This window comes from Streptomyces sp. NPDC059477 (assembly GCF_042749375.1).
Lineage (GTDB): Bacteria > Actinomycetota > Actinomycetes > Streptomycetales > Streptomycetaceae > Streptomyces.
Genome location: NZ_JBHYUG010000003.1, coordinates 29,925 through 53,757, shown reverse-complemented (window position 1 = coordinate 53,757; position 23,833 = coordinate 29,925). Strand labels below are relative to the sequence as shown.

Annotated in this window: 20 protein-coding genes; 16 read left to right on the top strand and 4 right to left on the bottom strand. The window is 74.1% G+C overall.

Annotated features, from left to right (window positions below):
• Positions 1–161 precede the first annotated feature (161 nt).
• Positions 162–1,049 (bottom strand): LuxR C-terminal-related transcriptional regulator, encoded by an 888-nt coding sequence (locus ACFXAZ_RS02245; RefSeq protein WP_384583738.1) that lies wholly within the window; start codon positions 1,047–1,049, stop codon positions 162–164.
• 674 nt (positions 1,050–1,723) lie between these two features.
• On the opposite strand from ACFXAZ_RS02245, the gene ACFXAZ_RS02240 reads away from it, so the two are divergent.
• The 15 genes from ACFXAZ_RS02240 to ACFXAZ_RS02170 all read left to right on the top strand — a co-directional run bounded on the left by ACFXAZ_RS02240 (position 1,724) and on the right by ACFXAZ_RS02170 (position 19,920).
• Positions 1,724–2,674 (top strand): ABC transporter permease, encoded by a 951-nt coding sequence (locus ACFXAZ_RS02240; protein WP_384583735.1) that lies wholly within the window; start codon positions 1,724–1,726, stop codon positions 2,672–2,674.
• Positions 2,675–2,799: 125 nt separating this feature from the next.
• A complete protein-coding gene (locus tag ACFXAZ_RS02235) occupies positions 2,800–3,609 on the top strand; it encodes an ABC transporter permease (RefSeq protein WP_384583732.1) in 810 nt (269 codons plus the stop codon).
• Positions 3,606–4,433 carry an ABC transporter ATP-binding protein gene (locus ACFXAZ_RS02230; protein ID WP_384583729.1) on the top strand — a complete coding sequence of 276 codons (828 nt, stop codon included), beginning with the start codon at positions 3,606–3,608 and terminating at the stop codon, positions 4,431–4,433. The genes ACFXAZ_RS02235 and ACFXAZ_RS02230 overlap by 4 nt, the downstream gene beginning before the upstream one ends.
• Positions 4,434–4,905: 472 nt before the next feature.
• The gene (locus ACFXAZ_RS02225; protein ID WP_384583726.1) at positions 4,906–5,670 is read left to right on the top strand and encodes an ABC transporter ATP-binding protein; all 765 of its coding nucleotides are present in this window, start codon (positions 4,906–4,908) and stop codon (positions 5,668–5,670) included.
• Between the two features lie 22 nt (positions 5,671–5,692).
• Positions 5,693–7,342, top strand: coding sequence for an ABC transporter substrate-binding protein (locus tag ACFXAZ_RS02220; RefSeq protein ID WP_384583723.1), 1,650 nt, complete (start codon positions 5,693–5,695; stop codon positions 7,340–7,342).
• Positions 7,339–8,379 (top strand): LLM class F420-dependent oxidoreductase, encoded by a 1,041-nt coding sequence (locus ACFXAZ_RS02215; protein WP_384583720.1) that lies wholly within the window; start codon positions 7,339–7,341, stop codon positions 8,377–8,379. The genes ACFXAZ_RS02220 and ACFXAZ_RS02215 overlap by 4 nt, the downstream gene beginning before the upstream one ends.
• Before the next feature lie 315 nt (positions 8,380–8,694).
• Entirely contained in the window at positions 8,695–9,804 is a 1,110-nt protein-coding gene (locus ACFXAZ_RS02210; RefSeq protein ID WP_384583717.1) for an LLM class flavin-dependent oxidoreductase, read from the top strand.
• 163 nt (positions 9,805–9,967) lie between these two features.
• Positions 9,968–11,779, top strand: coding sequence for a gamma-glutamyltransferase family protein (locus tag ACFXAZ_RS02205; RefSeq protein WP_384583714.1), 1,812 nt, complete (start codon positions 9,968–9,970; stop codon positions 11,777–11,779).
• Between the two features lie 120 nt (positions 11,780–11,899).
• Positions 11,900–12,751, top strand: coding sequence for an inositol monophosphatase family protein (locus ACFXAZ_RS02200; RefSeq protein WP_384583711.1), 852 nt, complete (start codon positions 11,900–11,902; stop codon positions 12,749–12,751).
• Positions 12,752–12,964: 213 nt separating this feature from the next.
• Positions 12,965–14,371 carry a phytoene desaturase family protein gene (locus tag ACFXAZ_RS02195; RefSeq protein WP_384583708.1) on the top strand — a complete coding sequence of 469 codons (1,407 nt, stop codon included), beginning with the start codon at positions 12,965–12,967 and terminating at the stop codon, positions 14,369–14,371.
• Positions 14,368–14,898: an O-acetyl-ADP-ribose deacetylase gene (locus ACFXAZ_RS02190; protein ID WP_384583705.1), complete on the top strand. Its 531-nt coding sequence runs from the start codon at positions 14,368–14,370 to the stop codon at positions 14,896–14,898. The genes ACFXAZ_RS02195 and ACFXAZ_RS02190 overlap by 4 nt, the downstream gene beginning before the upstream one ends.
• 72 nt (positions 14,899–14,970) lie before the next feature.
• A complete protein-coding gene (gene lpdA / locus ACFXAZ_RS02185; protein ID WP_384583703.1) occupies positions 14,971–16,383 on the top strand; it encodes a dihydrolipoyl dehydrogenase in 1,413 nt (470 codons plus the stop codon).
• An 82-nt stretch (positions 16,384–16,465) separates the two neighbouring features.
• A complete protein-coding gene (locus tag ACFXAZ_RS02180; protein WP_384583700.1) occupies positions 16,466–17,023 on the top strand; it encodes a hypothetical protein in 558 nt (185 codons plus the stop codon).
• A gap of 929 nt (positions 17,024–17,952) precedes the next feature.
• The gene (locus ACFXAZ_RS02175) at positions 17,953–19,422 is read left to right on the top strand and encodes an AlkA N-terminal domain-containing protein (protein WP_384583697.1); all 1,470 of its coding nucleotides are present in this window, start codon (positions 17,953–17,955) and stop codon (positions 19,420–19,422) included.
• A 9-nt stretch (positions 19,423–19,431) separates the two neighbouring features.
• Positions 19,432–19,920 (top strand): methylated-DNA--[protein]-cysteine S-methyltransferase, encoded by a 489-nt coding sequence (locus tag ACFXAZ_RS02170; RefSeq protein WP_384583696.1) that lies wholly within the window; start codon positions 19,432–19,434, stop codon positions 19,918–19,920.
• A 24-nt stretch (positions 19,921–19,944) separates the two neighbouring features.
• Here ACFXAZ_RS02170 and ACFXAZ_RS02165 read toward each other — a convergent pair whose 3' ends face one another.
• The gene (locus tag ACFXAZ_RS02165; RefSeq protein ID WP_384583693.1) at positions 19,945–20,688 is read right to left on the bottom strand and encodes an NAD-dependent deacetylase; all 744 of its coding nucleotides are present in this window, start codon (positions 20,686–20,688) and stop codon (positions 19,945–19,947) included.
• 121 nt (positions 20,689–20,809) lie between these two features.
• Positions 20,810–21,304, bottom strand: a complete 495-nt coding sequence (locus ACFXAZ_RS02160; RefSeq protein WP_384583691.1) for an NUDIX domain-containing protein — start codon at positions 21,302–21,304, stop codon at positions 20,810–20,812.
• Positions 21,305–21,538: 234 nt separating this feature from the next.
• Here ACFXAZ_RS02160 and ACFXAZ_RS02155 point away from each other — a divergent pair, with 234 nt between their 5' ends.
• Positions 21,539–22,657: a glycerate kinase gene (locus tag ACFXAZ_RS02155; RefSeq protein ID WP_384584059.1), complete on the top strand. Its 1,119-nt coding sequence runs from the start codon at positions 21,539–21,541 to the stop codon at positions 22,655–22,657.
• Positions 22,658–22,676: 19 nt separating this feature from the next.
• Here the strand turns inward: ACFXAZ_RS02155 and ACFXAZ_RS02150 are convergent, their stop codons facing one another.
• A complete protein-coding gene (locus ACFXAZ_RS02150; protein ID WP_384583687.1) occupies positions 22,677–23,564 on the bottom strand; it encodes an oxidoreductase in 888 nt (295 codons plus the stop codon).
• Between the last annotated feature and the right edge of the window lie 269 nt (positions 23,565–23,833).

Genomic DNA, 23,833 nt, shown 5'->3' with positions numbered 1-23,833 from the left:
AGCACCGCCCAGAAGCCCCGAAAGGCGCCGCCGACGGCGACCATCGGCGCCCGGGACATGCTCCGAAGGTCGCCCTGGGAGCCCGAGCGGGACGCGTCTGTCCATAGGCCCGCATGGCGACAGCACCCGTCCGCAGGCCGCGTGTTGTCCGGTGGCCCGGCTCAGCCGGCCAGCCCGTGCCGGTGGGCGTAGAGCGCGGCCCGCAACCGGTCCGACTGGCCGATCTTGCGCATGGCGTTGGTGAGGTGTTTCTTCACCGTGGCCTCCGCCAGGGCCAGTTCACGCCCTATCTCGGCGTTGCTCAGCCCGCGCCCCAGCTGGGCCAGCACCTGGCGCTCCCGGTCGGTGAGCCCGCAGTGCTGCGGCAGCGGTTCGGCGGTGTCGTGGGCCGGGGCCGGTGCGGGGAGCCGGACCGGTGGCGGGGCCGGCAGGAACACCGAGCCGCCCGCCCCGGCGACCCCCACCGCCGTGATGATCCCCTCCTCCGCCAGATCCAGCGGGAAACAGCCGCTCGCCCCGGCGAGCAGGATGCGGCTGGCCTCGGCGGTGCTCTCCGCCCGGCGCAGCAGCAGGACCCGGGCGTCGGGTACCACGTCGGGGGCGCGCAGCCGGGCGACCAGGGCGAGATCCTCCGCGAGCGTGCCACCACCGCCCAGCAGGACGACGTCGGGCCGCACCCGGCGCAGCGCGTCCGGCAGCCGGGCGAAGTCCCCGGAGCTGCCGACCACGGCGGTGCCCGGGTCGGTGTTGAGCACACTGCGCAGCCCCGCGCTGGCCACCGGATGGCGCCCGGCGAGGAACACCCTGGTCAGCGCGTCGCAGGCATGGTCGCCGGGGCCCGTGCAGGTGGGATGGCCGCAGTCGCAGCCACTGGGGGCCCACGCGCGGCGGACCTGCCCGGCGGAGCGGCCCTCGGGGCCGGTGCGGCCGGCCGGGTCGGCCTGCTCGGTGAGCAGTTGATGGGCGGCGATCAGGTCGAGCGGGTTGTCGATCTCCGCCTGTCCGGCCCGGCGGGGGCGCGGTCTGGCCGCGGCGGTGAGCGCGGTCACCGGGCGCTGCCCGGCGTCTCGAAGCGGCGGGCGCGGCGGGCGCGGCGGTACGGCTTCACAGGGGTCCCCTCGGCGGTGGCTGCTGGTGGGTGCGGAGGCAGGGGGCTGGGAAGGGGCGCGCGCGGAAGGACGTACCGCGGGATCAGCGCCCGGCGCCGCCGCGACAGAACTCGTCGAAGGTTCTGCGGTGCCACGAGCCGCCGATACCGAACAGAGTGAAGTCGGTTCGCCGATGAGACATGACAAGAGCGTAATTCGGCCGCTCAACGGGGGTCAACAAGGGCCGGATCACGCGCACACGACGGAATCGTGTGTTCCGTACTACGGATCCTATGACCAGGGGTATCAGCATCAACGCCTGGCTGGCTGTGGCGTACCGGGAGCACGCACGCTTCGGGACACGGTGACCGCGACCTCGGTGACGTGCGCCGCCGCCCATCGCCGACGCCCCGTCACCCGGACGAGAGGCCCGGCGGACCCGGCGGACGAAGCCCGGCGCGGACGCCGTGGGCCCGGCCCGCGGAACGGGCCCACCACCTCGCACCCACCCGTGCAGGACCCCGCCCTCCATCCGCCACACCCCCGAAACCCTGAAAGGCTGGACCCCGCATGACGGCCGCCCCGCCCCGCCCGCCCACCGGAGGCACCGGCTCCGTGTTCCGCGGGGCGCGCGGATGAGGCGGTATCTGGCCCGGCGCCTGCTCTACGCCGTGCCCACCCTCCTCGGCGTCACCGTCGTCGTGTTCGCCTCCATCGCCCTCGTCCCCGGCGACCCGGTCACCGCGCTGCTCGGCCCCGGCGCCCCCGCCGAGGCACGCGACCGCCTCACCGAGCGCCTCGGCCTCGGCGAGCCGCTGCCCGTCCGGTACGCGCACTGGCTGTGGTACGCCGTCCAGGGCGACCTCGGTGTCTCCATCTCCGCCCAGCGCCCGGTCACGGACGTCCTGCTGCCCGCCCTGTCCCAGACCCTGACGCTCGCCGGGGCGGCGTTCCTGCTGGTGCTCACGGGGGGCACGCTGCTGGGCGCCCTCGGCGCGACCCGGCCCCGGGGCGCCCGCGCCCGGGTGTCCCGCGCGCTGAGCACCCTCGCGGTGTCGGCGCCGCAGTACTCGGTGGCCCTGCTGCTCATCGCGGTCTTCGCGGTCGGGCTGCGCTGGTTCCCGGCCGGCGGCACGGAGGATCTCTTCACGGGCGGTGGCACGGCCGACCGGCTCCACCATCTGGTCCTGCCGGCCGTCGCCGCGGCGCTGGTCCCGCTCGGACTGACGGCACGGGTCTTCGGAGCGGCCCTGTCCGACGTACTGCACTCCGACCTCGCCGACGGACTGCGCGCACGGGGGCTCAGCCGTACGGCGGTCCTGCGGCACTGCGTCCACAACGCGTCCCCGGCACTGCTGACCATCGGCGGGCTGCAACTGGCGTATCTGCTGGAGGGCGTGGTCTTCGTCGAGACGCTGTTCGCCTGGCCGGGCCTGGGCCGCCTCCTGTACGACGGTCTCGCCGCCCGCGATCTGCCGCTGATCCAGGCCGGAGTCCTGCTGGTCGCCGTCGCCTTCGTCGGCGTCAACATCCTCGTCGACGCCGCCCACGCCCTGATCGACCCGCGCCTGCGAGGCACCCTGTGAACCGAGGCCAGCACCTTCGCCCGGGCCCCGCCCCGGTGGTGTCCGCCGGGCCGCCCCCGGCGGAACCCGCCCCACCCCCGCGCAAGCCACCCTCACGCCGCCGCCTGCCACCCCCCGGCACCCTCGTGCCCGCCGCCCTCGCCGCGCTGCTCCTCCTTCTCGCCGTCGCGGGACCGTTGATCGCACCGGCCGATCCGGGGGCGGGTGAGCTGCGGGAGCGCCTGCTGCCGCCGGGGAGCCCCGGGCATCTGCTCGGGACCGACACGCAGGGGCGGGACGTGCTCAGCCGGCTGCTCGTGGCCGCCGGGCCCTCACTGGCCGGGGGACTGGTGCCCGTCGCCGTCGCCACCGTCCTCGGCGGTCTGCTCGGCATCGCCGCCGGACTGGGCGGACGGTTCACCGAACACGCGCTGCTGCGCACCCTCGATGTGCTGTACGCCTTCCCCGGCGTGCTCCTGGCGATCGTCGTCGCCACCGTGATGCGTCCCGGCCTGACGGCCACCGTGGTGTCCCTGTCCGTGGTGCTGACCCCGGCGGTGACCCGCGTCGCCTTCACCGAGGCGCGGCGCGTGCGGACCGCCGAGTTCCTGGAGGCGGCCCGGGTCAGCGGCGCGGGCGCGTTCACCGTCGCCGTACGGCAGGTCGCCCCCGTCATCACGCCCGTGCTCCTCGTCTACTCCTCCTCGCTGGTCGGCCTGGCCGTCGTCTACGCCGCCGGGCTGTCCTTCCTCGGCCTGGGCGTGCCGCCGCCCGCCGCCGAATGGGGCGCCATGCTCGACGAGTTGAGGCCCGCGCTGCTGACCCACCCCGAGGTCGCCGTCCTGCCCGCCGTCACGATCCTCGCCGTCTCGGTCGTCTTCAACTGGCTCGGCGAGGCCCTGCGGCACGGCACCGACGCCTCCGGCGGCTTCCTGAGCGAGGGGGCGGGCCGATGACCGCACCCGTACCTGTACCTCTCCAAGGACCCGCCACCGAGCATCTCCACGTCGAGAACCTGACCGTCACCCACCAGGGCCCCGGCGGCGAGGTCCGGGCCGTCGACGGCGTCTCCCTGACCGTGGCGCCCGGTGAGGCCCTCGTCGTGCTGGGGGAGTCGGGCAGCGGCAAGTCGACCCTGGCCCGTACCGTCCTCGGCCTGCCCGGCCGCACCGCCCGCGTCACCGGCCACGTCCGGCTGTCCGGCACCGACCTGCTCACCCTCGACGAACGTGCCCTGACGGCCGTACGCGGCCGGCGCGTCGGATACGTCCCGCAGGACCCGGACACCGCGCTCGACCCGTTGCGGCGCGTCGGCGCCCAGGTCGCCGAGGTGCTGCTGCGCCACCGCGTCGCCGACGGCAGACGCGCCGCACGGCAGGCCGTACCCGCCCTCCTGGAATCGGTCGGCCTCACCGCGCCCGACCGGATCGCCCGCAGCCACCCCCATCAGCTCTCCGGCGGACAGCGCCAGCGTGCCGCTGTCGCGCTCGCCCTGGCCTGCGCCCCCGGCCTGCTGGTCGCCGACGAACCCACCACGGCCCTCGACGCCCTGGTCCGCGCCCAGGTGCTCGACCTGTTCGCCGGGCTGCTCGGCGAACGAGGCATCGCCCTGCTCCTGGTCACCCACGACCTGGGCGCCGCCCGCCGGATCGGACACCGGGTGGCCGTGATGCGCCACGGCCGCATCGTGACGACCGGCCCCACGGACCGCGTGCTGACCACCCCTGAACACCCGTACGCCGCCGCGTTGGTGGCGGCGCGGCCGGGAGGTGTGCGATGACCGGAGCCTTCCTTGTGCCGGGGAGGTCGACCGGGGTCGCCTGGCCTGGCTGCCCGGTTGTGGTCGGGGTTTCTCCGGAGGTGGTCTCCGCCGCCCGGTTGCTGACATCCCCGGAGTGCCGCGTTGGTGGCGGCGCGGCCGGTAGGTGTGCGATGACCCGGGCTTTCCTCGTCCAGGAGAGGCCAGCCGGGAGCGCCCGGCCCGGCTGCCCGGTTGTGGACGGGGTCTCCTCGGGGGGTGGCCACGGTGGACCGCCTGCTGACCACCCCGGAGCGCCCTTGCGCCGCCGTGTCGGTGGCGGCGCGGCCGGGAGGTGTGTGGTGACCCGAGACTTCCGCGTCCCGGGCAGGCCGCCCGAGGGCGCCCGGCCCGGCCCCCCGGCCCCTGTCGGCGTCCCCCGTTCACTGGCCGCCCCCGCACACGAACACCCCCACGCCGCCGCGCTGGTGACCCCGCTGCCAGGAGCTACCCGATGACCCGAGACCTGCTCGTCCTGGACGCGGTGACCAAGAGGTACCGGTCCGGCCCCCCGGCCGTGGACGGTGTCTCGCTGCGGGTCGGCTCCGGTGAGACCGTCGCTCTCGTGGGGGAGTCCGGGTCCGGCAAGTCCACGCTGGCGCGGCTCGCGCTCGGGCTGCTCGCGCCCGACTCCGGGACCGTACGGTTCGACGGGCACGACCCCGGGCGGCTCTTCGGGCGGGCGGCGCGGCCGGTGCGGGCCCGGCTCCAGTTCGTGCCGCAGCACCCGCGCGGCTCCCTCAACCCGGCGCTGCGCGCGGGCGAGGCCGTCGCCTTCGCGCTGCGCGTGCACGGAACCCCGCGCGCGGAGCGCCCGGCCCTCGTCGCCGACCTCTTCCACAAGGTCGGCCTCGATCCCGCCCTGGCCCGCCGCCGTCCGCGCGAACTGTCCGGCGGACAGCTCCAGCGCGTCGCCGTCGCCCGCGCCCTGGCCACCGGCCCCGACCTGATCGTGTGCGACGAGCCGACGTCCGCCCTGGACACCACCGTCCAGGCCCAGGTGCTCGACCTGCTCACCGGCCTCCAGCGGCGCCTCGGACTGGCCCTGCTGTTCATCTCCCACGACCTGGGCGTCGTACGCCAACTCGCCCACCGGGTCGTCGTCCTGCGCCACGGCCGCGTCGTGGAGGAAGCCACCCCCGACGCCCTCTGGCACACCCCCCGCCACTCCTACACGCGCGCCCTGCTCGCCGCCGACACCCCGCCCGCCACCCAGTGACCAGAACGACCACGAGGAACCCATGACGCACCACCGGCCCACCACCGGCGACACGCCGGACCATCGAACACCGAGACCCCGCACCCTCTTCCCCGCCCTGCGGGCCGCCGCGCTGGCCGCCGCACTGCTGCTGACCGGCGCGGCCTGCGGCGGCGCCGACGACGCGGCGGGCGGCGCGCAGGACGGCGGCACCCTCGTCATCGGCGCGACCGGGAAACTCCCCAACCCCGACACCGTCATCGGCGGCGCGGGCTACGAGGGCAAGCGGCTGGTCAGCTTCCAGCTCTACGAGGGACTCACCCGCTACGACCTGTCGAAGACCGACGGCCCCTCCGAGATCACCGGCGCCCTCGCCACCTCCTGGGAGGTCGCCGAGGACGGCAAGACCTGGACCTTCACCCTCCGTGACGGAGTGAAGTTCCAGGACGGCACGGCCTTCGACGCCGACGCCGTCGTCTTCAACCTCGACCGCTACCTCGACGAGGACAGCCCGTACTACACGGACGCCCTCGGCGCCGCGGCCGGCGAATACGCGGGCGGCATCACGAAGTACACCAAACTCGCCGACGACCGCGTCGAACTGGTCACCGCCGAGCGCAACGGGCACTTCCCGCAAGACCTCGCCCATGTCCTCATCGCCAGCCCCACCGCCGTACGCGAGACCGGGACCGAGAACTTCTCCGAACACCCCGTCGGCACGGGCCCGTTCAAGTTCGTGAAGCAGCAGGCGGGCGAACAGATCGAACTCGCCCGCTTCGACGACTACTGGCGGGGCGCCCCCGCCCTGGACCGGCTCGTCATCAAGGCCCTGCCCGACGCCGCCGCCCGCACCGCCGCCCTGCGCTCCGGCTCCGTCAACTGGATCGAGTACCCGAACCCCGACGACATCCCGAGCCTCAAGGACGACGGCGTCAACATCGTCACCAACAGCTACGACCACCTCTGGTACTGGATCCTCGACACCTCCCGGAAACCCTGGGACGACCCCCTGGTGCGCCGCGCCGCCAACTACGCCGTCGACCGCGAGGCCATCGCCGAGGAACTGCTCCACGGCACCGCCGAACCCGCCCACCAGGCCGCCCCGCGCGGCACCTTCGCCTACGACCCCGCCAACGACACCTACGACCACGACCCCGCCGAGGCCCGCAGACTCCTCGCCGAGGCCGGATACCCCGACGGCTTCAGCACCTCCGTGACCGTCCCCACCGGCGGCTCCGGCAATCTGGTCCCGGTGCCGATCGCCGAGGCCGTGCAACGCGACCTCGCCGCCATCGGCATCGACGTGGAGATCCGCACCACCGACTGGTCGACCCTGATCGGCGCCGAGGCGAAGGGCGAGGTCGCGCTCGACTCGCAGGCCATCGCCCAGTCCACCACCCTCTTCCAGTCCGAGGCGCTGCTCCCGCTGTTCATCGGCACCGACAGCACCTTCTGGACCGGCCACTACAGCAACCCCGAAGTGGACAAGCTGCTCGCCGCCGCCGGTGCGGCCACCGACCGGGAATCCCGCGAGGCCGACTACACCGAGGCCCTGAAGCTGGTCACCGAGGACGCGCCCTGGCTGTTCGTCGTCAACGACAGCAACCCGCGCGCCCTGTCCCCGAAGGTCCAGGGCTTCGTCCAGCCGCAGTCCTGGTTCCTCGACCTCACGACCGTACGGGTGGCGCCATGACCCTCTCGCAGTCCGTCCCGTCCGCCGCGTCCGTGCCGCCCGCGCCCGGTCTGCCGCCCAAGTGGGGCGTCACCCTGCCGCTGCCCGGCCTGACCATCGACCGGCACCGCTTCCTGGTGGAGCGACTGCCCGACCTCGGCTACACCGACGTCTGGAGCGCCGAGGGCGGCGGCACCGACGCCTTCACCCCGCTCGCCACCGTCGCCGCCTGGTCGCCGAAACTCCGGATCGCCACCGGCATCGTCCCGGTGCACACCCGGGGCCCGGCCGTCCTCGCCCAGACCGCCGCGACCCTCGCCCAGCTCGCCCCGGGCCGGCTGCTGCTGGGGCTCGGCGCGTCGGTGCCCGCGCATGTCACCGACATCAACGGCATCCCGTTCGACGAGCCCTACAAACGCACCCGGGACGTACTCCGGTTCGTCACCCGGGCCCTGCGCGGCGAGCACATCGCGGGCGACTTCGACACCTTCTCCATCACCGGCTACCGGCTGCCCCACCCGCCGCGCGACCCGGTCAAGGTGATCCTGGGCGCCCTGCGCCCCGGCATGCTGCGCCTCGGCTTCCGCGAGGGCGACGGCGCCATCACCAACCTCCTCTTCCCCGAGGACGTACCGAAGATCCTGGACGCGGTGGGGCCGCAGCCGCCCGGCAAGGAACTCGTCGTCAAGGTGTTCGTCTGTCCCACCGAGGACACCGACTACGCGCACCGCGCCACCCGCCCGTTCCTCGCCTGGATCCTCAACCGGGAGCCCTACCGCAAGTTCCACGAATGGCTGGGCCACGGCGACCTGCTGAGCGAGTCGCACCGCAAATGGGCCGAGGGCGATGTCGAAGGAGCCCAGAAGGCACTGCCCGACACGGTCGTGGACGGCCTGTTCATCAGCGGCTCCCCCGAGGAGTGCCGCGAACGCATCCTGCGCTACCACCGCCCCGGGGTCACCACCCTCCAGCTCTACGTGTCCCTGCCCCCCGAGGTGTTCGTGAGCCGTTCCCGGGTCCTGGACACCCTGGCCCGACTCGGCCCGGCGGCCGGCTGACCGGCCTCTTCCCGGCGGGCTGATCAGCACCGGGTTTCTCGGCCCGGGGTCGGCTGATCGGCCCCGGCCGGGCGGTCGGCCGACCAGCACTTGGCCTGCGGTTGGCCGACCGGCACCGGGTTTCTCGCCCGGCGGTCGGCTGATCAGCAGCCGGTCCCGCCGCGGCAGCCCGCCCCGCCCCGCAGCCAGTTGGTCAACCGCTGGCCCTCCTTCAGCGGCCACCCCCCACACCGTGCTGATCAGCACCGGGCCCCTCGGCCGACCGACCACCCCCCGGCGGCCGAGGACACCCCCGACGAACAGGAGCCCGCCATCATGGAGTTCAGGGATCTCGACATCCGCGGCGGCGTCCGCGCCGCACCCCCGCAGGGCGCCACCCCCGACGAACGGCGGGCCCTGCGCTTCGCCCCCGACCCGCGCGAGCGCGACGCCGACCCCGCGTACGTGGCGCGCGCGGCCCGGGAGAACGAGGAGGACGGGCTGGACAGCGCCCTCGTGGTGCAGTCGAGTTCCTGGCCCGACCCCTGGCTGGTGGCCTGCTGGGCGCTGGCGGCCACCAGCAGGCTGCGCGTCGCCGTCGCCCACCGGGTCGGCACCACCGCGCCCACCGTGTCCGCCCGCGCCCTGGCCACCCTGGACCGGCTCTCCGGCGGCCGGGCGGCGGCCCATGTCATCGTCGGCTCCAGCGACGCCGACGTGGCCCGGGACGGCGACACCCTCACCAAGCCCGACCGCTACCGCCGCGCCGGGGAGTACCTGGAGCTGTTCGGCCGGACCCTGCGCGCCCGCGAGGACTTCGACCACGACGGCGAGTTCTACACCGTGCGCGGCGCCCGCTCGGGCCTGCTGCCCCGCCCGCGCGCCGAACTGCTCTCCTTCGGCGGCTCCTCACCCGAGGGCATCGAACTCGCCGCCCGCCACACCGATGTGTACGCCGTCTCGCCCGCGCCCCTGTCGGTGACCCGCCGCCGGATCGCGCTGGCGCACACCGCCGCGGCGGCCCACGGCCGACGGCTGCGGATCTGGCGCCACGTCACCGTGATCACCGCCCGCACCGACGAGGAGGCCGAGGACCGGGCCCGCCGCATCCGCGCCGACGCCGTCCGGCTCACCTCCGGCCCGGACACGGCCCGCTGGCTCACCGCGGTCCAGCTCGACCGCGACCGCGAACGCGTCCCCACCACCGACAACCACCCCCTCACCGCCTACGTGTCCCGCTCCCTGGCCGCCGCCTACATCGGCTCCCTCGACACGGTCGCCGCCCGTATCGGCACCCTCCGCGCGGCCGGAGTCGACATCGTGCAACTCGACATGGCCCTGGAGACGGACGAGGACCGGGAACTGCGCCGCGCCCTCGTCCAGCGGCTCCGGGCCCCTGCCCTCGCCCCGCCGGGCCGTGCCGCGCACGCGCGCCGGGGGTGGTGACGGCGGATGCCGATCCTCGGGGGCAGGCCTCCCCGCTGACAAGGGGCGGGCAAACGGCGGCAGGAGGGCGATCGATACCCTGCTGCGGCAGCCGCCGAAGGCGTCCCTGAACGCCGCCGACCGGCTTCGTTCCGGCGGCCGAGACAACGAGGTGAGAGCCCGCATGTTCACCACCCGTCCCACCCTCCAAGGCACCTTCGGCATGGTCTCCTCCACACACTGGCTGGCCTCGCAGTCGGCCATGGCCGTGCTGGAGGACGGCGGCAACGCCTATGACGCGGCGGTGGCGGGCGCCTTCGTGCTGCATGTGGTCGAGCCTCATCAGAACGGGCCCGCGGGCGAGGTGCCGATCCTGCTCGCGCCCGTGGGCGGCGAGGTGCGCGTGCTGTGCGGTCAGGGCGTGGCCCCGGCCGGCGCCACCGTCGCGCACTACCGGGGGCTCGGCCTCGACCTGGTCCCCGGCACCGGCCCGCTCGCCGCCGCCGTGCCCGGCGCCTTCGACGCCTGGATGCTCCTGCTGCGCGACCACGGGACCAAGTCCCTCGCCGAGGTGCTGAAATACGCCATCGGGTACGCCGAGGACGGGCACCCGCCGGTGGAGGGCCTCGGGGCGACCGTGGAGTCCGTACGGGAACTGTTCGAGACGGAGTGGACCTCCTCGGCGGACGTGTACCTGCCGGGCGGCGAGGCGCCGAGCCACGGCGCGCTGTTCCGCAATCCGGCGCTCGCCGCGACCTGGCGGCGCCTGATCGCCGAATCCGGCGCCGCGAGCGGCCGGGAGGCCCAGATCGAGGCCGCCCGCGAGATCTGGCGGTCCGGCTTCATCGCCGAGGCACTGGTACGGCAGTCCGCGCGGCCCACCCTGGACACCAGCGGCGAGCGCCACACCGGCACCCTCACCGCCGAGGATCTCGCCGCCTGGTCCGCGAGCTACGAGGCGCCGGTCACGTACGACTGGAACGGCTGGACCCTGTGCAAGGCCGGCCCTTGGAGCCAGGGCCCGGCGCTGCTCCAGCAACTCGCGCTGCTGCCGCCCGAACTGCCCGCGTACGGCTCGGCGGAGTACGTCCATCTCCTCATCGAGGGCTGCAAGCTCGCCATGGCCGACCGGGAGGCGTGGTACGGCGACGCGGCCGAGGTGCCGGTGACCGAGCTGCTGTCGGAGACGTACAACGCGCGGCGGCGCGGTCAGGTGGGGGACAAGGCGTCCTTCGAGCTGCGGCCCGGAAGCCCGGGTGGGCGGGTGCCCCGGACGAGCGGGGCGGCGGGGGTGGTCGTGGCCGGCCGGCCGGGGTCCAGCCCGATGGGGGTGGGCGATCCGACCCTGGGCCCCGCCCCGGTCGAGCCCGCTGTCTCCCCCGACGGGTTCACCCGGGGCGACACCTGCCACCTCGATGTCGTCGACCGCTGGGGCAACATGGTCGCCGCCACTCCCAGCGGCGGCTGGCTCCAGTCCAACCCGGTCATCCCCGAACTGGGATTTCCGCTCGGCACCCGGTTGCAGATGACCTGGCTCGAAGAGGGCCTGCCCAACACCCTCACGCCCGGCCGCCGCCCCCGTACCACCCTCACCCCGTCCCTCGCCCTGCGCGACGGCGTCCCGGTACTGGCCTTCGGTACGCCCGGCGGGGACCAGCAGGACCAATGGCAGCTGCACTTCTTCCTGTCCCTCGCCCTGCGCCCCCCGGTCCGCGGCGGACTCGACCTCCAGGGCGCCATCGACGCCCCGAACTGGCACAACGACAGCTTCCCCAGCTCCTTCTACCCGCGCGGCACGCTCCCCGGCAGCGTGACCGTCGAGTCCCGGATGTCACCGGAGGTCGTCGCCGAACTGCGCCGCCGGGGGCACGAGGTGACGGTCGAACCCGCCTGGTCCGCCGGACGGCTCTGCGCGGTCGCCCGGGACCCGGAGACCGGCGTGCTGTCGGCGGGCGCCAATCCGCGGGGGATGCAGGGGTACGCGGTGGGCCGGTGAGCCGGACGGCATCCCGTCCAGCTCGTCCCCATGTGTCTGTTTTCGTGCGTTCATCCCGATTCCATCGTGAGTACACAATCCCGGCGGGGATTGTCAGTGGCACGTGTTCTCATGGAGGGCATGAGCGACAACCTGGAAACCATCGACGAGTTTCTCGCACGGCATGCCGGTGATGTGGCGGACGCGATCCGCAAGGCCGCCGCGGCCGAGATCCTCCCCCGCTTCCGCCGCCTCGCCGACCACGAGGTCGACCAGAAGAGCGGCCCGCACGACCTGGTGACGGACGCCGACCGCAATGCCGAGCTGTTCCTCACCGAGGCCCTCGGCGAGCTGCTGCCCGGCTCGGTCGTGGTGGGCGAGGAGGCGGTCCACGCCAACCCCGCGTCGTACGACGCGATCCGCGGCGACGCCCCGGTCTGGATAGTCGACCCCGTCGACGGCACCCGCCAGTTCGTGCGCGGCGAGGACGGCTTCTGCACCCTGGTCGCGCTGGCCCGCGGGGGAGTGCTGCTCGCGTCCTGGACCTATCTCCCGGCCCGCGATCAGCTCGCCGTCGCGATCCGCGGCCAGGGCGCCCACCTCGACGGCGAGCGGCTGCACGCCGGGTCGCCCGAGCCCGGCCGAGACCTGCGGATCGCCACGTCCCACCCGGACTACACGACCGACGAGGAGAAGCGCCAACTGCTGGGACTGGTGACGGACGGCATCGCCCCGCGCCCCTGCGGCTCGGCCGGCCTGGAGTATCTCGCCGTCGCCCGGGGTGAGCTGGACGCCGTGGCCTTCTCCTGGGAGGCCGCCTGGGACCACGCGGCGGGGCTGCTGCTGGTGGCCGAGGCGTGCGGCACCCAGCTGACCCGGACCGGCGAGCCCTTCCGCATCACGGGCGGCAACGCCCTGCCCTTCACGGCCGCCCGCGACACGGCGACCGCGCGAAGGGTGGCGGCGCTGCTGGCGGGCCCGGGGGCGGCCTGAGCGGGGCCGGGCAATCTCGGCGGGCGGGGAGGTCTGAGCGGGCGGGCGGTCCCGGCGGGCGGGGCGGCCTGAGCGGGGCGGGCGGTCCCGGCGGGCGGCGGGCGTCCCACTCCACCCACGCCACCCCGGGCCCCCGCCCGGCGATGTCGGTCCCCCGACATATCCTGACCGGGAGTGGCCATCGGCTGACGAAGGAGTCCGAAGGTGCCGTCGATGCTCGATGCGGTCGTGGTGGGAGCGGGGCCGAACGGACTGACGGCCGCCGTGGAGCTGGCCCGGCGCGGCTTCTCCGTGGCCGTCTTCGAGGCCCGGGACACGGTGGGCGGCGGTGCCCGCACCGAAGAGCTGACCCTCCCCGGTTTCCGCCACGACCCCTGTTCGGCCGCCCATCCCCTCGGTGTCAACTCACCCGCGTTCCGCGCGATGCCCCTGGAGCGGCACGGACTGACCTGGCTGCACCCCGAGCTGCCCATGGCCCACCCCTTCCTGGACGGCAGCGCGGCCGTGCTGGCCCGCTCGGTCGCCGAGACCGCCGCCTCCTTCGGCCCACGTGACGCGGGCGCGTACCGCAGACTCGTCGCCCCCTTCCTCCCCAAGTGGGACACCCTGGTCCGCGACTTCATGTCGCTCCCCCTCAGCTCGCTGCCCCGTGACCCGGTCACCCTCGCCCGGTTCGGCCTGGTCGGCCTGCCCCCGTCCAGCTGGCTGACCCGCCGCTTCCAGGACGAGCCCGCGAAGACCCTCTTCGCCGGGCTGGTCGCCCATGTCATGGCACCCCTCGACGGACTCGCCACCGGAGCCGTCGGCCTGGTCTTCGCCCTCGCCGCGCACGCCCGGGGCTGGCCGCTGGCGCAGGGCGGCTCCCAGGCCATCTCCGACGCCCTCACCTCGTATCTGAAGGAGTGCGGTGGCACGGTCCACACCGGCTTCGAGGTCAAGCGGCTCGACGATCTGCCGCCCGCCCGCGCCTACGTCTTCGACACCTCACCCACCGCGCTCGCCCGTATCGCCGGCTTCGGCTCCTACTACGACGGGTACCGCTACGGCCCGGGTGTCTTCAAGGTCGACTACGCGCTGGACGGACCGGTGCCGTGGACCGCGCCCGAGGCCCGGATCGCCGGGACCGTGCAGATCGGCGCGGACACTACCGAGATCAACGCGGCGCTGCGGGCGGTCTCCCACGAGGGACGGGCACCCGAGCGGCCCTTCCTGATCACCGTGCAGCCCGGCGTCGTCGACCCCACCCGCGCCCCCGCGGGCAAGCAGGTCTTCTGGGCCTACGGCCATGTGCCCAACGGCTACACCGGCGACCTCACCGATGTCATCGAACGCCAGCTGGAGCGCTTCGCCCCCGGTTTCCGTGACCGGGTGCTGGCCCGCGCCACGGCAGGGCCGCCCGAGCTGGCCGCGCGCAACGCCAACTACGTCGGCGGCGACATCGCCTCCGGCTCGGCCGCCGGACTCCAGCTCATGCTCCGCCCGAGACTCACCCTCGACCCGTACCGCACCCCGCACCCGGCCGTCTTCCTCTGCTCGTCGGCCACCCCGCCGGGCCCCGGCGTGCACGGCATGTCGGGCCACAACGCGGCGAAGGCCGTATGGCGCAGACTGAGGTCATGACAACCCTCACCCTCGTACGCGGTGACATCACCCAGCAGTCGGCCGACGCCATCGTCAACGCCGCGAACTCCTCGCTGCTCGGCGGCGGAGGCGTCGACGGAGCCATCCACCGACGCGGCGGCCCGGCGATCCTGGAAGCCTGCCGGGCACTGCGCGCCGGGCACTACGGCAAGGGCCTGTCCACCGGCCGGGCGGTCGCCACCACCGCCGGCCGGCTGGACGCCCGCTGGGTGATCCACACCGTCGGCCCGGTCCACAGCACCACCGAGGACCGCTCCGAGCTGCTCGCCTCCTGCTACCGCGAGTCACTGCGGGTCGCCGACGAACTGGGAGCCCGTACGGTCGCCTTCCCCGCGATCTCCACCGGGATCTACGGCTGGCCGCTGGACGACGGAGCCCGGATCGCTGTGGAGACGGTCCGCGCCACCGTCGCCGCCGGCTCGGCCGTCACCGAGGTCAGATTCGTGGTCTTCGACGACCGGGCGTACGCGGCCTTCGCCGCCCACCTCCCCGATATCTCGAAATGATGCGAAGAATCCACACATAATGCGAAAGAATCCCTAGCGGACACGCACCGCACCCTCGGGAAAGGGCCCCACATGGACGAGCAGGACGACCGCTTCGACGTCGTGGTACTCGGAGCGGGCCCCGGCGGATACGTCGCCGCCGTCCGCGCCGCCCAGCTCGGCAAGCGCGTCGCCGTGATCGAGGAGAAGTACTGGGGCGGCGTCTGCCTGAACGTCGGCTGCATCCCCACCAAGGCCCTGCTGCGCAACGCCGAGCTGGCGCACATCGTCACCCATGAGCGGAAGACCTTCGGCATCAAGGTCGACGGCCAGATCACCTTCGACTACGGCGAGGCGTACCGGCGCAGCCGCAAGGTCGCGGACGGCCGGGTCAAGGGCGTCCACTACCTGATGAAGAAGAACAAGATCACGGAGTACGACGGCCGGGGCACCTTCCTCGACTCGCACACCCTCCAGGTCACCGACTACGAGGGCACCACCCGCACCCTCGGCTTCGAGCACTGCGTCATCGCCACCGGGGCCAGCCCCAGGCTGCTGCCCGGCACCCGCCGCACCGCGCGCGTGGTGACCTTCGAGGAGCAGATCCTCGCCGAGGAGCTGCCCGGGTCGGTGATCATCGCGGGCGCCGGGGCGATCGGCGTGGAGTTCGCGTACATCCTGCACAACTACGGCGTGAAGGTGACGATCGTCGAGTTCCTGGACCGGGTGGCACCCCTGGAGGACGCCGAGGTCTCCGCCGAACTCGCCCGCCAGTACCGCAGGCTCGGCATCGACGTCCTCACCTCCACCCGCGTCGACGCCATCGACGAGTCCGGCCCGCAGGTCAGGGTCACCGTCACCGCCCAGGACGGCTCCCAGCAGGTGCTGGAGTCCGACAAGGTGCTCCAGGCGATCGGCTTCCGGCCCCATGTCGAGGGCTACGGCCTGGAGCGGACCGGCGTACGCCTCACCGAGCGCGGCGCGATCGACGTCGACGGCCGCTGCCGCACGTCTGTGCCGCACCTCTTCGCCATCGGCGACGTCACCTCCAAGCTGATGCTCGCGCACGCCGCCGAGTCGATGGGCGTGATCGCCGCCGAGACCCTCGCGGACGCCGAGACCATGGAGCTCGACTACGCGATGATCCCGCGCGCCACCTACTGCCAGCCCCAGATCGCCAGCTTCGGCTACACCGAGGAGCAGGCCCGTGAACTGGGGTACGACGTCAAGGTGGCCAAGTTCCCGTTCACCGCGAACGGCAAGGCACACGGCCTCGGCGACACCACCGGCTTCGTGAAGCTGATCAGCGACGCCCGGTACGGGGAACTGATCGGCGGCCACCTCATCGGCCCCGACGTCACCGAACTGCTCCCCGAGCTGACCCTGGCCCAGCAGTGGGACCTCACCGTCCACGAGGCCGCCCGCAATGTCCACGCCCACCCGACCCTGGGCGAGGCGGTCAAGGAGGCGCTGCACGGACTGGCCGGCCACATGATCAACATGTGAGACACGCGGACGTACGCAGGGGCGATCACCCATACGGCCCACAGCGCTCGCCGTCCCCCCACCACGGGCGTCTCCTGGCCTCATGAGCCAGAACGCAGCACAACCGGGCGGAGAGCCGCAGGGCGGGACCGGCACGCCGGGAGCCACCGGCCCGCAGGGCGGGACCGGCAGACCGGACAGCGAGATCGGCGACGCGTGGAGCGCCCGCCCGCAGCAGCCCGCGACCTCCGGCGGCGACGGCTGGGTCACCGGCGGAGTCACCTTCGCCGGTGTCCTGCTGCTGTGCAGCGGCATCCTCGCCGTCCTCCAGGGCATCGCGGCGATCGCCAAGAACAATGTGTACAGCAACGTCGGCACATACACGTACGAGATCAACCTCACCGGCTGGGGCTGGATCCACGTCGTCCTCGGCGCCCTGGTCGCCGTCACCGGCTGGGGCGTGCTGTCGGGCGCGTCCTGGGCCCGGATCACCGGCATCGTGCTGGCCTCGCTCAGCCTGATCGCCCAGTTCCTGTTCCTGCCGTACGCGCCGGTCTGGGCCGTGGTCCTGATGGCGATCGACGTCTTCGTGATCTGGGCCCTGGCCTCCCGCCAGGAGTCCGCGAGCACCGCCGCCCATCGCCGCGCGGCCCCCCGGTAGCACCGCGCCGCCGTACGAGCCCCGGCCCGGGTACCGCCACCAGCCGAGCCGGGGGCGATTTTCGGCCCTGTTCCGCGCGTCGCCCGGTGGACGGGCGATCCGGCGAGGCACGGCTGCCCCGCGCGACCCGTGAGCGATCCGGCCGGGTGGTCCCGGCGCCCGCTTTCGGCGCGGTGCGGTCCTGTTCCGCTGCTGCCTGGTGGCTCCGGCTCGGTACGGGTGGCCTCTGCTCAGTGAGCCGTCTGGCCGGGTGGTCCTGGCGTCCGGCCTCGGGGTGATCCGGCCCTGTTCCCGCTGTCGCCCGGCGGACGGGTGATTCGCCCTTGTGCCCCGGGCGCCCGGTCTGTCCTGGCCGCTGGCCCCTCGCGGGCAATTCAGCCCGGTGCTGCCATCTCTCGGCTTCCGGGCGCTCGGGACCGGCACGGCTGTCGCCTGGTGGGCGAGTGCTCCAGCTCGGTGCGGCCCGCGCCCGCTCCCTGAGCGATCTCGACCGGTGGCCCTGCCCCTGGCCTCCGGGCGACCCGCCCCACCCGCCACCCGCGCCCGCTCGGGCGGGTGATCCGGCGGCGCCCCCACCGCCCCACCCGCGGGCAATCCAGCCCGCCTCCGCCGACATCCGCCCGACGGGCGGTCCAGCCCGCTACCGTGGGCACCCGGCCGATGCGCGACCCGGCCCGGTGACCACCGGCGGCCCACCCCACGACCGATCCAGCCCGACCCGGCGCCCCTGGCCCCCGGCCTCAGGGCGACCCGGGACCCCACCGTTCGGCCACCCCTTGGAGGATCCGCCCCGCCCGCGCAGCCGACCCGGCACCACCGCCGCCACCTCCCCCGTCGATCCAACCCCCCGCTGCCCAGCCAACCTAGATGTCGGATTCTCGCCAGCCCCACACCCCTGTGTGCCCGATGCTGGACCTATGCAGAACGGGATGCACACCGACACCGAACGCTGTGTCCGCGCCGTCCGGTCCAAGGACGCGCGGTTCGACGGCTGGTTCTTCACGGCGGTTCTGACCACCGGGATCTACTGCCGGCCCAGTTGCCCCGTGGTGCCGCCGAAGCCCGGGAACATGGTCTTCCACCCCAGTGCCGCCGCCTGCCAGCAGGCCGGTTTCCGGGCCTGCAAGCGCTGCCGGCCCGACACCAGCCCGGGCTCCCCGGAGTGGAACCAGCGGGCCGACCTCGTGGCCCGCGCCATGCGGCTGATCGCCGACGGCGTGGTGGACCGTGAGGGCGTCCCCGGCCTCGCCGCCCGGCTCGGCTACAGCACCCGCCAGATCGAGCGCCAGCTCCTCGCCGAACTCGGCGCGGGCCCCCTCGCCCTCGCCCGCGCCCAGCGCGCCGAAACCGCGCGGCTGCTCATCGAGACCACCGGCCTGCCCATGGCCGACCTGGCCTTCGCCGCCGGTTTCGCCTCCGTGCGCACCTTCAACGACACCGTCCGCGAGGTCTTCGCCCTCAACCCGAGCGAGCTGCGCGCCCGCCGCCCCAAGGGACAACCGCAGACCACCGGCGGCGCCCTGACCCTGCGGCTGCCCTTCCGCGCCCCCCTCAACCCCGACAACCTCTTCGGCCACCTCGCCGCCACCGCCGTACCCGGCGTCGAGGAGTGGCGGGACGGCGCCTACCGCCGCACGCTCCGGCTGCCGTACGGCCACGGCATCGCCGCGCTCGGCCCCCGCCCCGACCACATCGCCTGCCGGCTCACCCTCAGTGACCTGCGGGATCTGCCGGTGGCCATCGCCCGCTGCCGCCGGATGCTGGACCTGGACGCCGACCCGGTCGCCGTCGACGACCAGCTGCGCACCGATCCGCTGCTGGCGCCGCTGGTGGACAAGGCCCCCGGGCGGCGGGTGCCGCGCACGGCCGACGAGGCCGAGTTCGCGGTCCGGGCGGTCCTGGGCCAGCAGGTCTCCACCGCCGCCGCCCGCACCCACGCGGCCCGCCTGGTCACCGCCCACGGCGACCCGGTGGACGACCCGGAGGGCGGCCTGACCCACCTCTTCCCCACGGCCGAACGCCTGGCGTCCCTGGACCCCGAGTCCCTCGCCATGCCCCGCACCCGCCGCACGACCCTCACCACCCTCGTCTCCCGGCTCGCCGACGGCACCCTGCACCTGGGCGCCGGAAGCGACTGGCCCGAGACCCGCGAACAACTCCTCGCCCTGCCCGGCTTCGGACCCTGGACCGCCGACGTCATCGCCATGCGCGCCCTCGGCGACCCCGACGCCTTCCTCCCCACCGACCTCGGCATCCGCCGCGCGGCGGCCGACCTCGGCCTGCCCGCCACCCCGGCCGCGCTCACCGCCCGCGCGGCGGCCTGGCGCCCCTGGCGGGCGTACGCCGTCCAGTACCTCTGGGCGACCGACAGCCACCCGATCAACTTCCTGCCGGTATAAGGACGTTCCATGCGACAGCACACAGTCATCGACAGCCCGTACGACCCGCTCACCCTGGTCGCCGAGAACGGCGTCCTGTGCGGCCTCTACATGACCGAGCAACGCCATCGCCCCACCGAGGAGACCTTCGGCGCACGGGCGGACGGCGCCCCCGCCTTCGCCGCCGCCGAGGAGCAGCTGGAGGCGTACTTCGCGGGCGACCTGAAGGACTTCAGCCTCGAACTCCGGCTGAACGGCACGCCCTTCCAGCGCACGGTCTGGGACCAGCTGTGCCGCATCCCCTTCGGCGAGACCCGCTCGTACGGCGATCTCGCCGACGCCCTCGGCAACCCCAAGGCGTCCCGCGCGGTGGGCCTCGCCAACGGCAAGAACCCCATCAGCATCATCGTCCCCTGCCACCGCGTCATCGGCTCCGCCGGCAGCCTCACCGGCTACGGCGGCGGCCTGGAGCGCAAGCGCCGCCTGCTCGACTTCGAGTGCGGCACGGCCCTCTTCTGACGGGGCTCCTGAACCCCGGCCGTGTCACCGCGCGGCGGCGGCCAGCTCACCCAGCAGCCGTGGCAGCGCGGTGCCGATCGGCTCCCGTACGACCTCGTCGGCCAGGTCGTCGTACGGCGTCGGCTCGGCGTTGACGACGACCAGCCGGGCCCCGTGGTCGGCGGCCACGCCCGCGAGGCCCGCCGCCGGCTGCACCTGGAGACTGCTGCCGACGGCGAAGAAGACCTGGCACGCCTTGCTGATGCCCATGGCCTCGCCGAGGACGACCGGGTCCAGCCGCTCACCGAACATGACCGTCGCCGACTTCAGGATCCCCCCGCACTCCCGGCACGGCGGATCCTCCTCCCCGGCCTCCACCCGGGCGAGGGCGTCCCCCATCGGCCCGCGCGCACCGCACCGGGTGCACACCACGCTCCGGGCGCTGCCGTGCAGCTCCAGCACCTTGCGGGCGGGCATCCCGGCCAGTTGGTGCAGCCCGTCGACGTTCTGCGTGATGACCCGCACCGGCACCCCGGACCGCTCCAGCCCGGCCACCGCCCGGTGCGCCGCGTTGGGCTCGGCCCGCAGGGCCCCATTGCTCCGCCGCAACTGCCACGAGCGCCGCCGGATCTCCGGATCACCCATGTAGTACTCGTACGTCACCAGCTTCTCGGCCTCGGGATCTTTCCGCCACAGCCCGTTGGGCCCGCGATAGTCGGGAATCCCGGAGTCCGTGCTGATACCGGCACCGCTGAGCAGAGCGACGAGGGGCCTGGTGGGCTTGGTCATGACACCGAGGGTAGGACGGCCCGTCCGGCGCGGGCGAACAGATATCCGGGGTCACGGGTCACGGTCAACGGGTCACGGTGAGCGGGTCACGGTGAGCGGGTCACGGTGAGCGGGTCAGGGGTCACCCCACCCGCTTCCCGTTCTCCAGCTCCGCCGTCCCCGCGCCCTCCGCCAGGACGTCCAGCGCGGCCAGCACCCGCGGGCCCATGGTGCCCAGCAGATGGGTGCCCAGCTCCTCCCGGGGGACCAGCCGCCAGGACAGCAGCTCCTCCTCCTGGAGACGGATCGCCTTGAGGTCCCGCGCGTCGAGGACCCCGCCGTCGTAGAGGTACGACACCAGCGGCGGCCAGCCCGGTTTGTGCACCCAGTCGACGGCGAGCAGCCGGCCCAGCGGACGGTCCAGCCCGATCTCCTCCGCGGTCTCCCGGCGGGCCCCCTGACGCGGGGTCTCCCCGTCGTCCGACTCGATGGTGCCGCCGGGCAGCGTCCAGCCCTCCCGGTAGTTGGGCTCGACGAGCAGCACCCGGCCCTCCGCGTCCCGGAAGAGCGCGGCGGCACCGGCGAGGACACGGGGCAGCCCCGCGATGTACGTGGCGAAATCAGGAGTCGTGGTCACCCTGGCAAGGGTAACCAGCCAGGGCCGTCACCCACCCGTAAGCCCGGCGGCGTCATGCCCGGCCCCCACCCGCCCGGACCCGCCGCCATCCCCGGCCGGGGATCATGGGGCATGACGCCGAGGGCGGCCTGCGGTTAAGGTCGCAGCGGCGCGACTGCCTTGACGTGCTCAAGGCCCGAACAGCTAGGGGATGGCAACGTGGCAGACGCTGCTGGTGGACGCGGGACCCAGAGGGTGCTCGTGGCCGCCGACAAGTTCAAGGGCTCGCTGACGGCGGTCGAGGTCGCCGAGCGGGTCACCGCCGGACTGCGCCGGGTCGTCCCGGACCTCGCCGTCGAGGCGCTCCCGGTCGCCGACGGCGGCGACGGGACGGTGGCCGCGGCGGTCGCCGCCGGGTTCGCACGCCGGGAGGTACGGGTCGCAGGCCCGCTCGGCGAGCCGGTGACCGCCGCGTTCGCGCTGCGCGAGGGCACGGCGGTGGTCGAGATGGCCGAGGCCAGCGGGCTGCAACGGCTGCCCGAAGGCGTCTTCGCCCCACTGCGCGCCTCCACCCACGGCTCGGGCGAACTGCTGCGGGCCGCGCTGGACGCGGGCGCGCGGACCATCGTCCTCGGCGTCGGCGGCAGCGCCACCACCGACGGCGGCGCGGGCATGCTCACGGCACTCGGCGCCCGCTTCCTGGACGCCGACGGCGACCCGGTGGCCCCGGGCGGCGGCGGCCTCGCCGACCTGGCCGTCGCCGATCTGTCCGCCCTGGACCCCCGCCTGACCGGCGTCGACCTCATCCTGGCCAGCGACGTGGACAACCCGCTGACCGGACCGAAGGGCGCCCCCGCGGTCTACGGGCCGCAGAAGGGTGCCTCACCGCAGGACGTGGCCACCCTGGACGCGGCGCTCGCCCACTACGCGAAGGTGCTGGAGGAGACCGTCGGCCCCAGGGCCGCCGAGTCCGCCGTCGCGCCGGGCGCCGGAGCGGCGGGCGGCATCGGGTACGGCGCCCTGATCGTCGGCGCCCGCTTCCGCCCCGGCATCGAGGTCATGCTGGACGTCCTCGGCTTCGCGCCCGCCCTCGCCCGCGCCGACCTCGTCATCACCGGCGAGGGCTCGCTCGACGAACAGACCCTCCACGGCAAGGCCCCCGCGGGCGTCGCCGCCGCGGCCCGCGCCGCCGGCAAGGACGTCGTGGCCGTCTGCGGCCGGCTGGCCCTGCCCCCCGAGGCCCTGGGCCGCGCCGGGATCCGCCGCGCCTACCCCCTCACCGACCAGGAACCCGACATCACCAGGTGCATCACCGAGGCGGGCCCGATCCTGGAACGGGTGGCCGAGCGCATCGCCCAGGACTACTTGACCTGACACCGAGGCCCCCACCTCCTCACGACTCACCCGCCACCCCCTCACTCCCCCCGATCCCATCCAGCTTCCGCACCACCCGCTCCGGCAGCACCACCTCCGCCGCCGCCAGGTTCTCCCGCAGGTGGGCCAGGGAAGAGGTGCCGGGGATGACGGCGATCGCGGGGGAGCGCTGGAGGAGCCAGGCCAGGGCGATCTGCTGGGGGCGGGCCGACAGCTCGGCGGCGACCTCGGTCAGGCGGTCGGACTGGAGGGGGGTGAAGCCGCCCAGCGGGAAGTAGGGGACGAAGACGATGCCCTCCGCCGCACAGCGGGCGAGCAGGGCGTCGTCCCGCCGCTGGGCGAGGTTGTAGTGGTTCTGGACGGTCACGACCGGGGCGATCCCCTGCGCCTCGCTGAGCTGCGCGTCCGACACATTGCTCAACCCCAGGTGCCGGATCAGCCCCTGTTCCCGCAGCTCGGCGAGCGCGCCGAACGGTTCGGCGAGCGACGTCCCGTCCGGTGTGTCCATCGTGCCCAGCCGCAGATTCACCACGTCCAGAGTGTCCACGCCGAGGTGGGCCAGGTTGTCCCGGACCTGTGCCGTGAGCCCGTCCGGGTCACGGGAGAGCACCCAGTCGCCGTCGGCGTCGCGCCGGGCGCCGACCTTGGTGACGACGGTCAGGCCGGGATAGGGGTGCAGGGCCTCCCGGATCAGCTCATTGACGACGCCCGGCCCGTAGAAGTCGGCGGTGTCGACATGGGTGACGCCCGCCTCGACCGCCGCCCGCAGCACGGCGAGCGCCTGCTCCCGGTCGCCCGGCGGCCCGAAGACATTCGGCCCGGCCAGTTGCATGGCGCCGTACCCCATGCGGGAGAGCGTGGGGCCGCCGGAGAGCGTGACGGTTCCGGCGAGGGGCGTGGTGGACATGGCGGACCCTCTCATGAGGCATACAGACGTTGCGGAGACGCGCGGTGCGTGCCCCGCCAGCCTGCGTCGCCGCCGCCCGGTCATGGCGGTGCCCCGCCGATACCGGCGGTGACAGGGCCGGTCGTCCCCCGCCCTCACCCCCGTACGGCGGACACCCGGACCGGCAACGGCGAAGGGCCCCCGGGCCTCGACGGTGCCGGGGCCCCCCCCGCGAACGGGATAACACACGCGGGCGGTCCCGCACCGCAGCTGTGACGCCCGGGACTCGC

Coding starts and splice junctions, on each gene's coding strand:
- ACFXAZ_RS02240 (WP_384583735.1), top strand. CDS start 1,724: ATGAGGCGGTATCTGGCCCGGCGCCTGCTCTACGCCGTGCCCACCCTC.
- ACFXAZ_RS02230 (WP_384583729.1), top strand. CDS start 3,606: ATGACCGCACCCGTACCTGTACCTCTCCAAGGACCCGCCACCGAGCAT.
- ACFXAZ_RS02225 (WP_384583726.1), top strand. CDS start 4,906: ATGACCCGAGACCTGCTCGTCCTGGACGCGGTGACCAAGAGGTACCGG.
- ACFXAZ_RS02220 (WP_384583723.1), top strand. CDS start 5,693: ATGACGCACCACCGGCCCACCACCGGCGACACGCCGGACCATCGAACA.
- ACFXAZ_RS02215 (WP_384583720.1), top strand. CDS start 7,339: ATGACCCTCTCGCAGTCCGTCCCGTCCGCCGCGTCCGTGCCGCCCGCG.
- ACFXAZ_RS02210 (WP_384583717.1), top strand. CDS start 8,695: ATGGAGTTCAGGGATCTCGACATCCGCGGCGGCGTCCGCGCCGCACCC.
- ACFXAZ_RS02205 (WP_384583714.1), top strand. CDS start 9,968: ATGTTCACCACCCGTCCCACCCTCCAAGGCACCTTCGGCATGGTCTCC.
- ACFXAZ_RS02200 (WP_384583711.1), top strand. CDS start 11,900: ATGAGCGACAACCTGGAAACCATCGACGAGTTTCTCGCACGGCATGCC.
- ACFXAZ_RS02195 (WP_384583708.1), top strand. CDS start 12,965: ATGCTCGATGCGGTCGTGGTGGGAGCGGGGCCGAACGGACTGACGGCC.
- ACFXAZ_RS02190 (WP_384583705.1), top strand. CDS start 14,368: ATGACAACCCTCACCCTCGTACGCGGTGACATCACCCAGCAGTCGGCC.
- lpdA (WP_384583703.1), top strand. CDS start 14,971: ATGGACGAGCAGGACGACCGCTTCGACGTCGTGGTACTCGGAGCGGGC.
- ACFXAZ_RS02180 (WP_384583700.1), top strand. CDS start 16,466: ATGAGCCAGAACGCAGCACAACCGGGCGGAGAGCCGCAGGGCGGGACC.
- ACFXAZ_RS02175 (WP_384583697.1), top strand. CDS start 17,953: ATGCACACCGACACCGAACGCTGTGTCCGCGCCGTCCGGTCCAAGGAC.
- ACFXAZ_RS02170 (WP_384583696.1), top strand. CDS start 19,432: ATGCGACAGCACACAGTCATCGACAGCCCGTACGACCCGCTCACCCTG.
- ACFXAZ_RS02165 (WP_384583693.1), bottom strand. CDS start 20,688: ATGACCAAGCCCACCAGGCCCCTCGTCGCTCTGCTCAGCGGTGCCGGT.
- ACFXAZ_RS02150 (WP_384583687.1), bottom strand. CDS start 23,564: ATGTCCACCACGCCCCTCGCCGGAACCGTCACGCTCTCCGGCGGCCCC.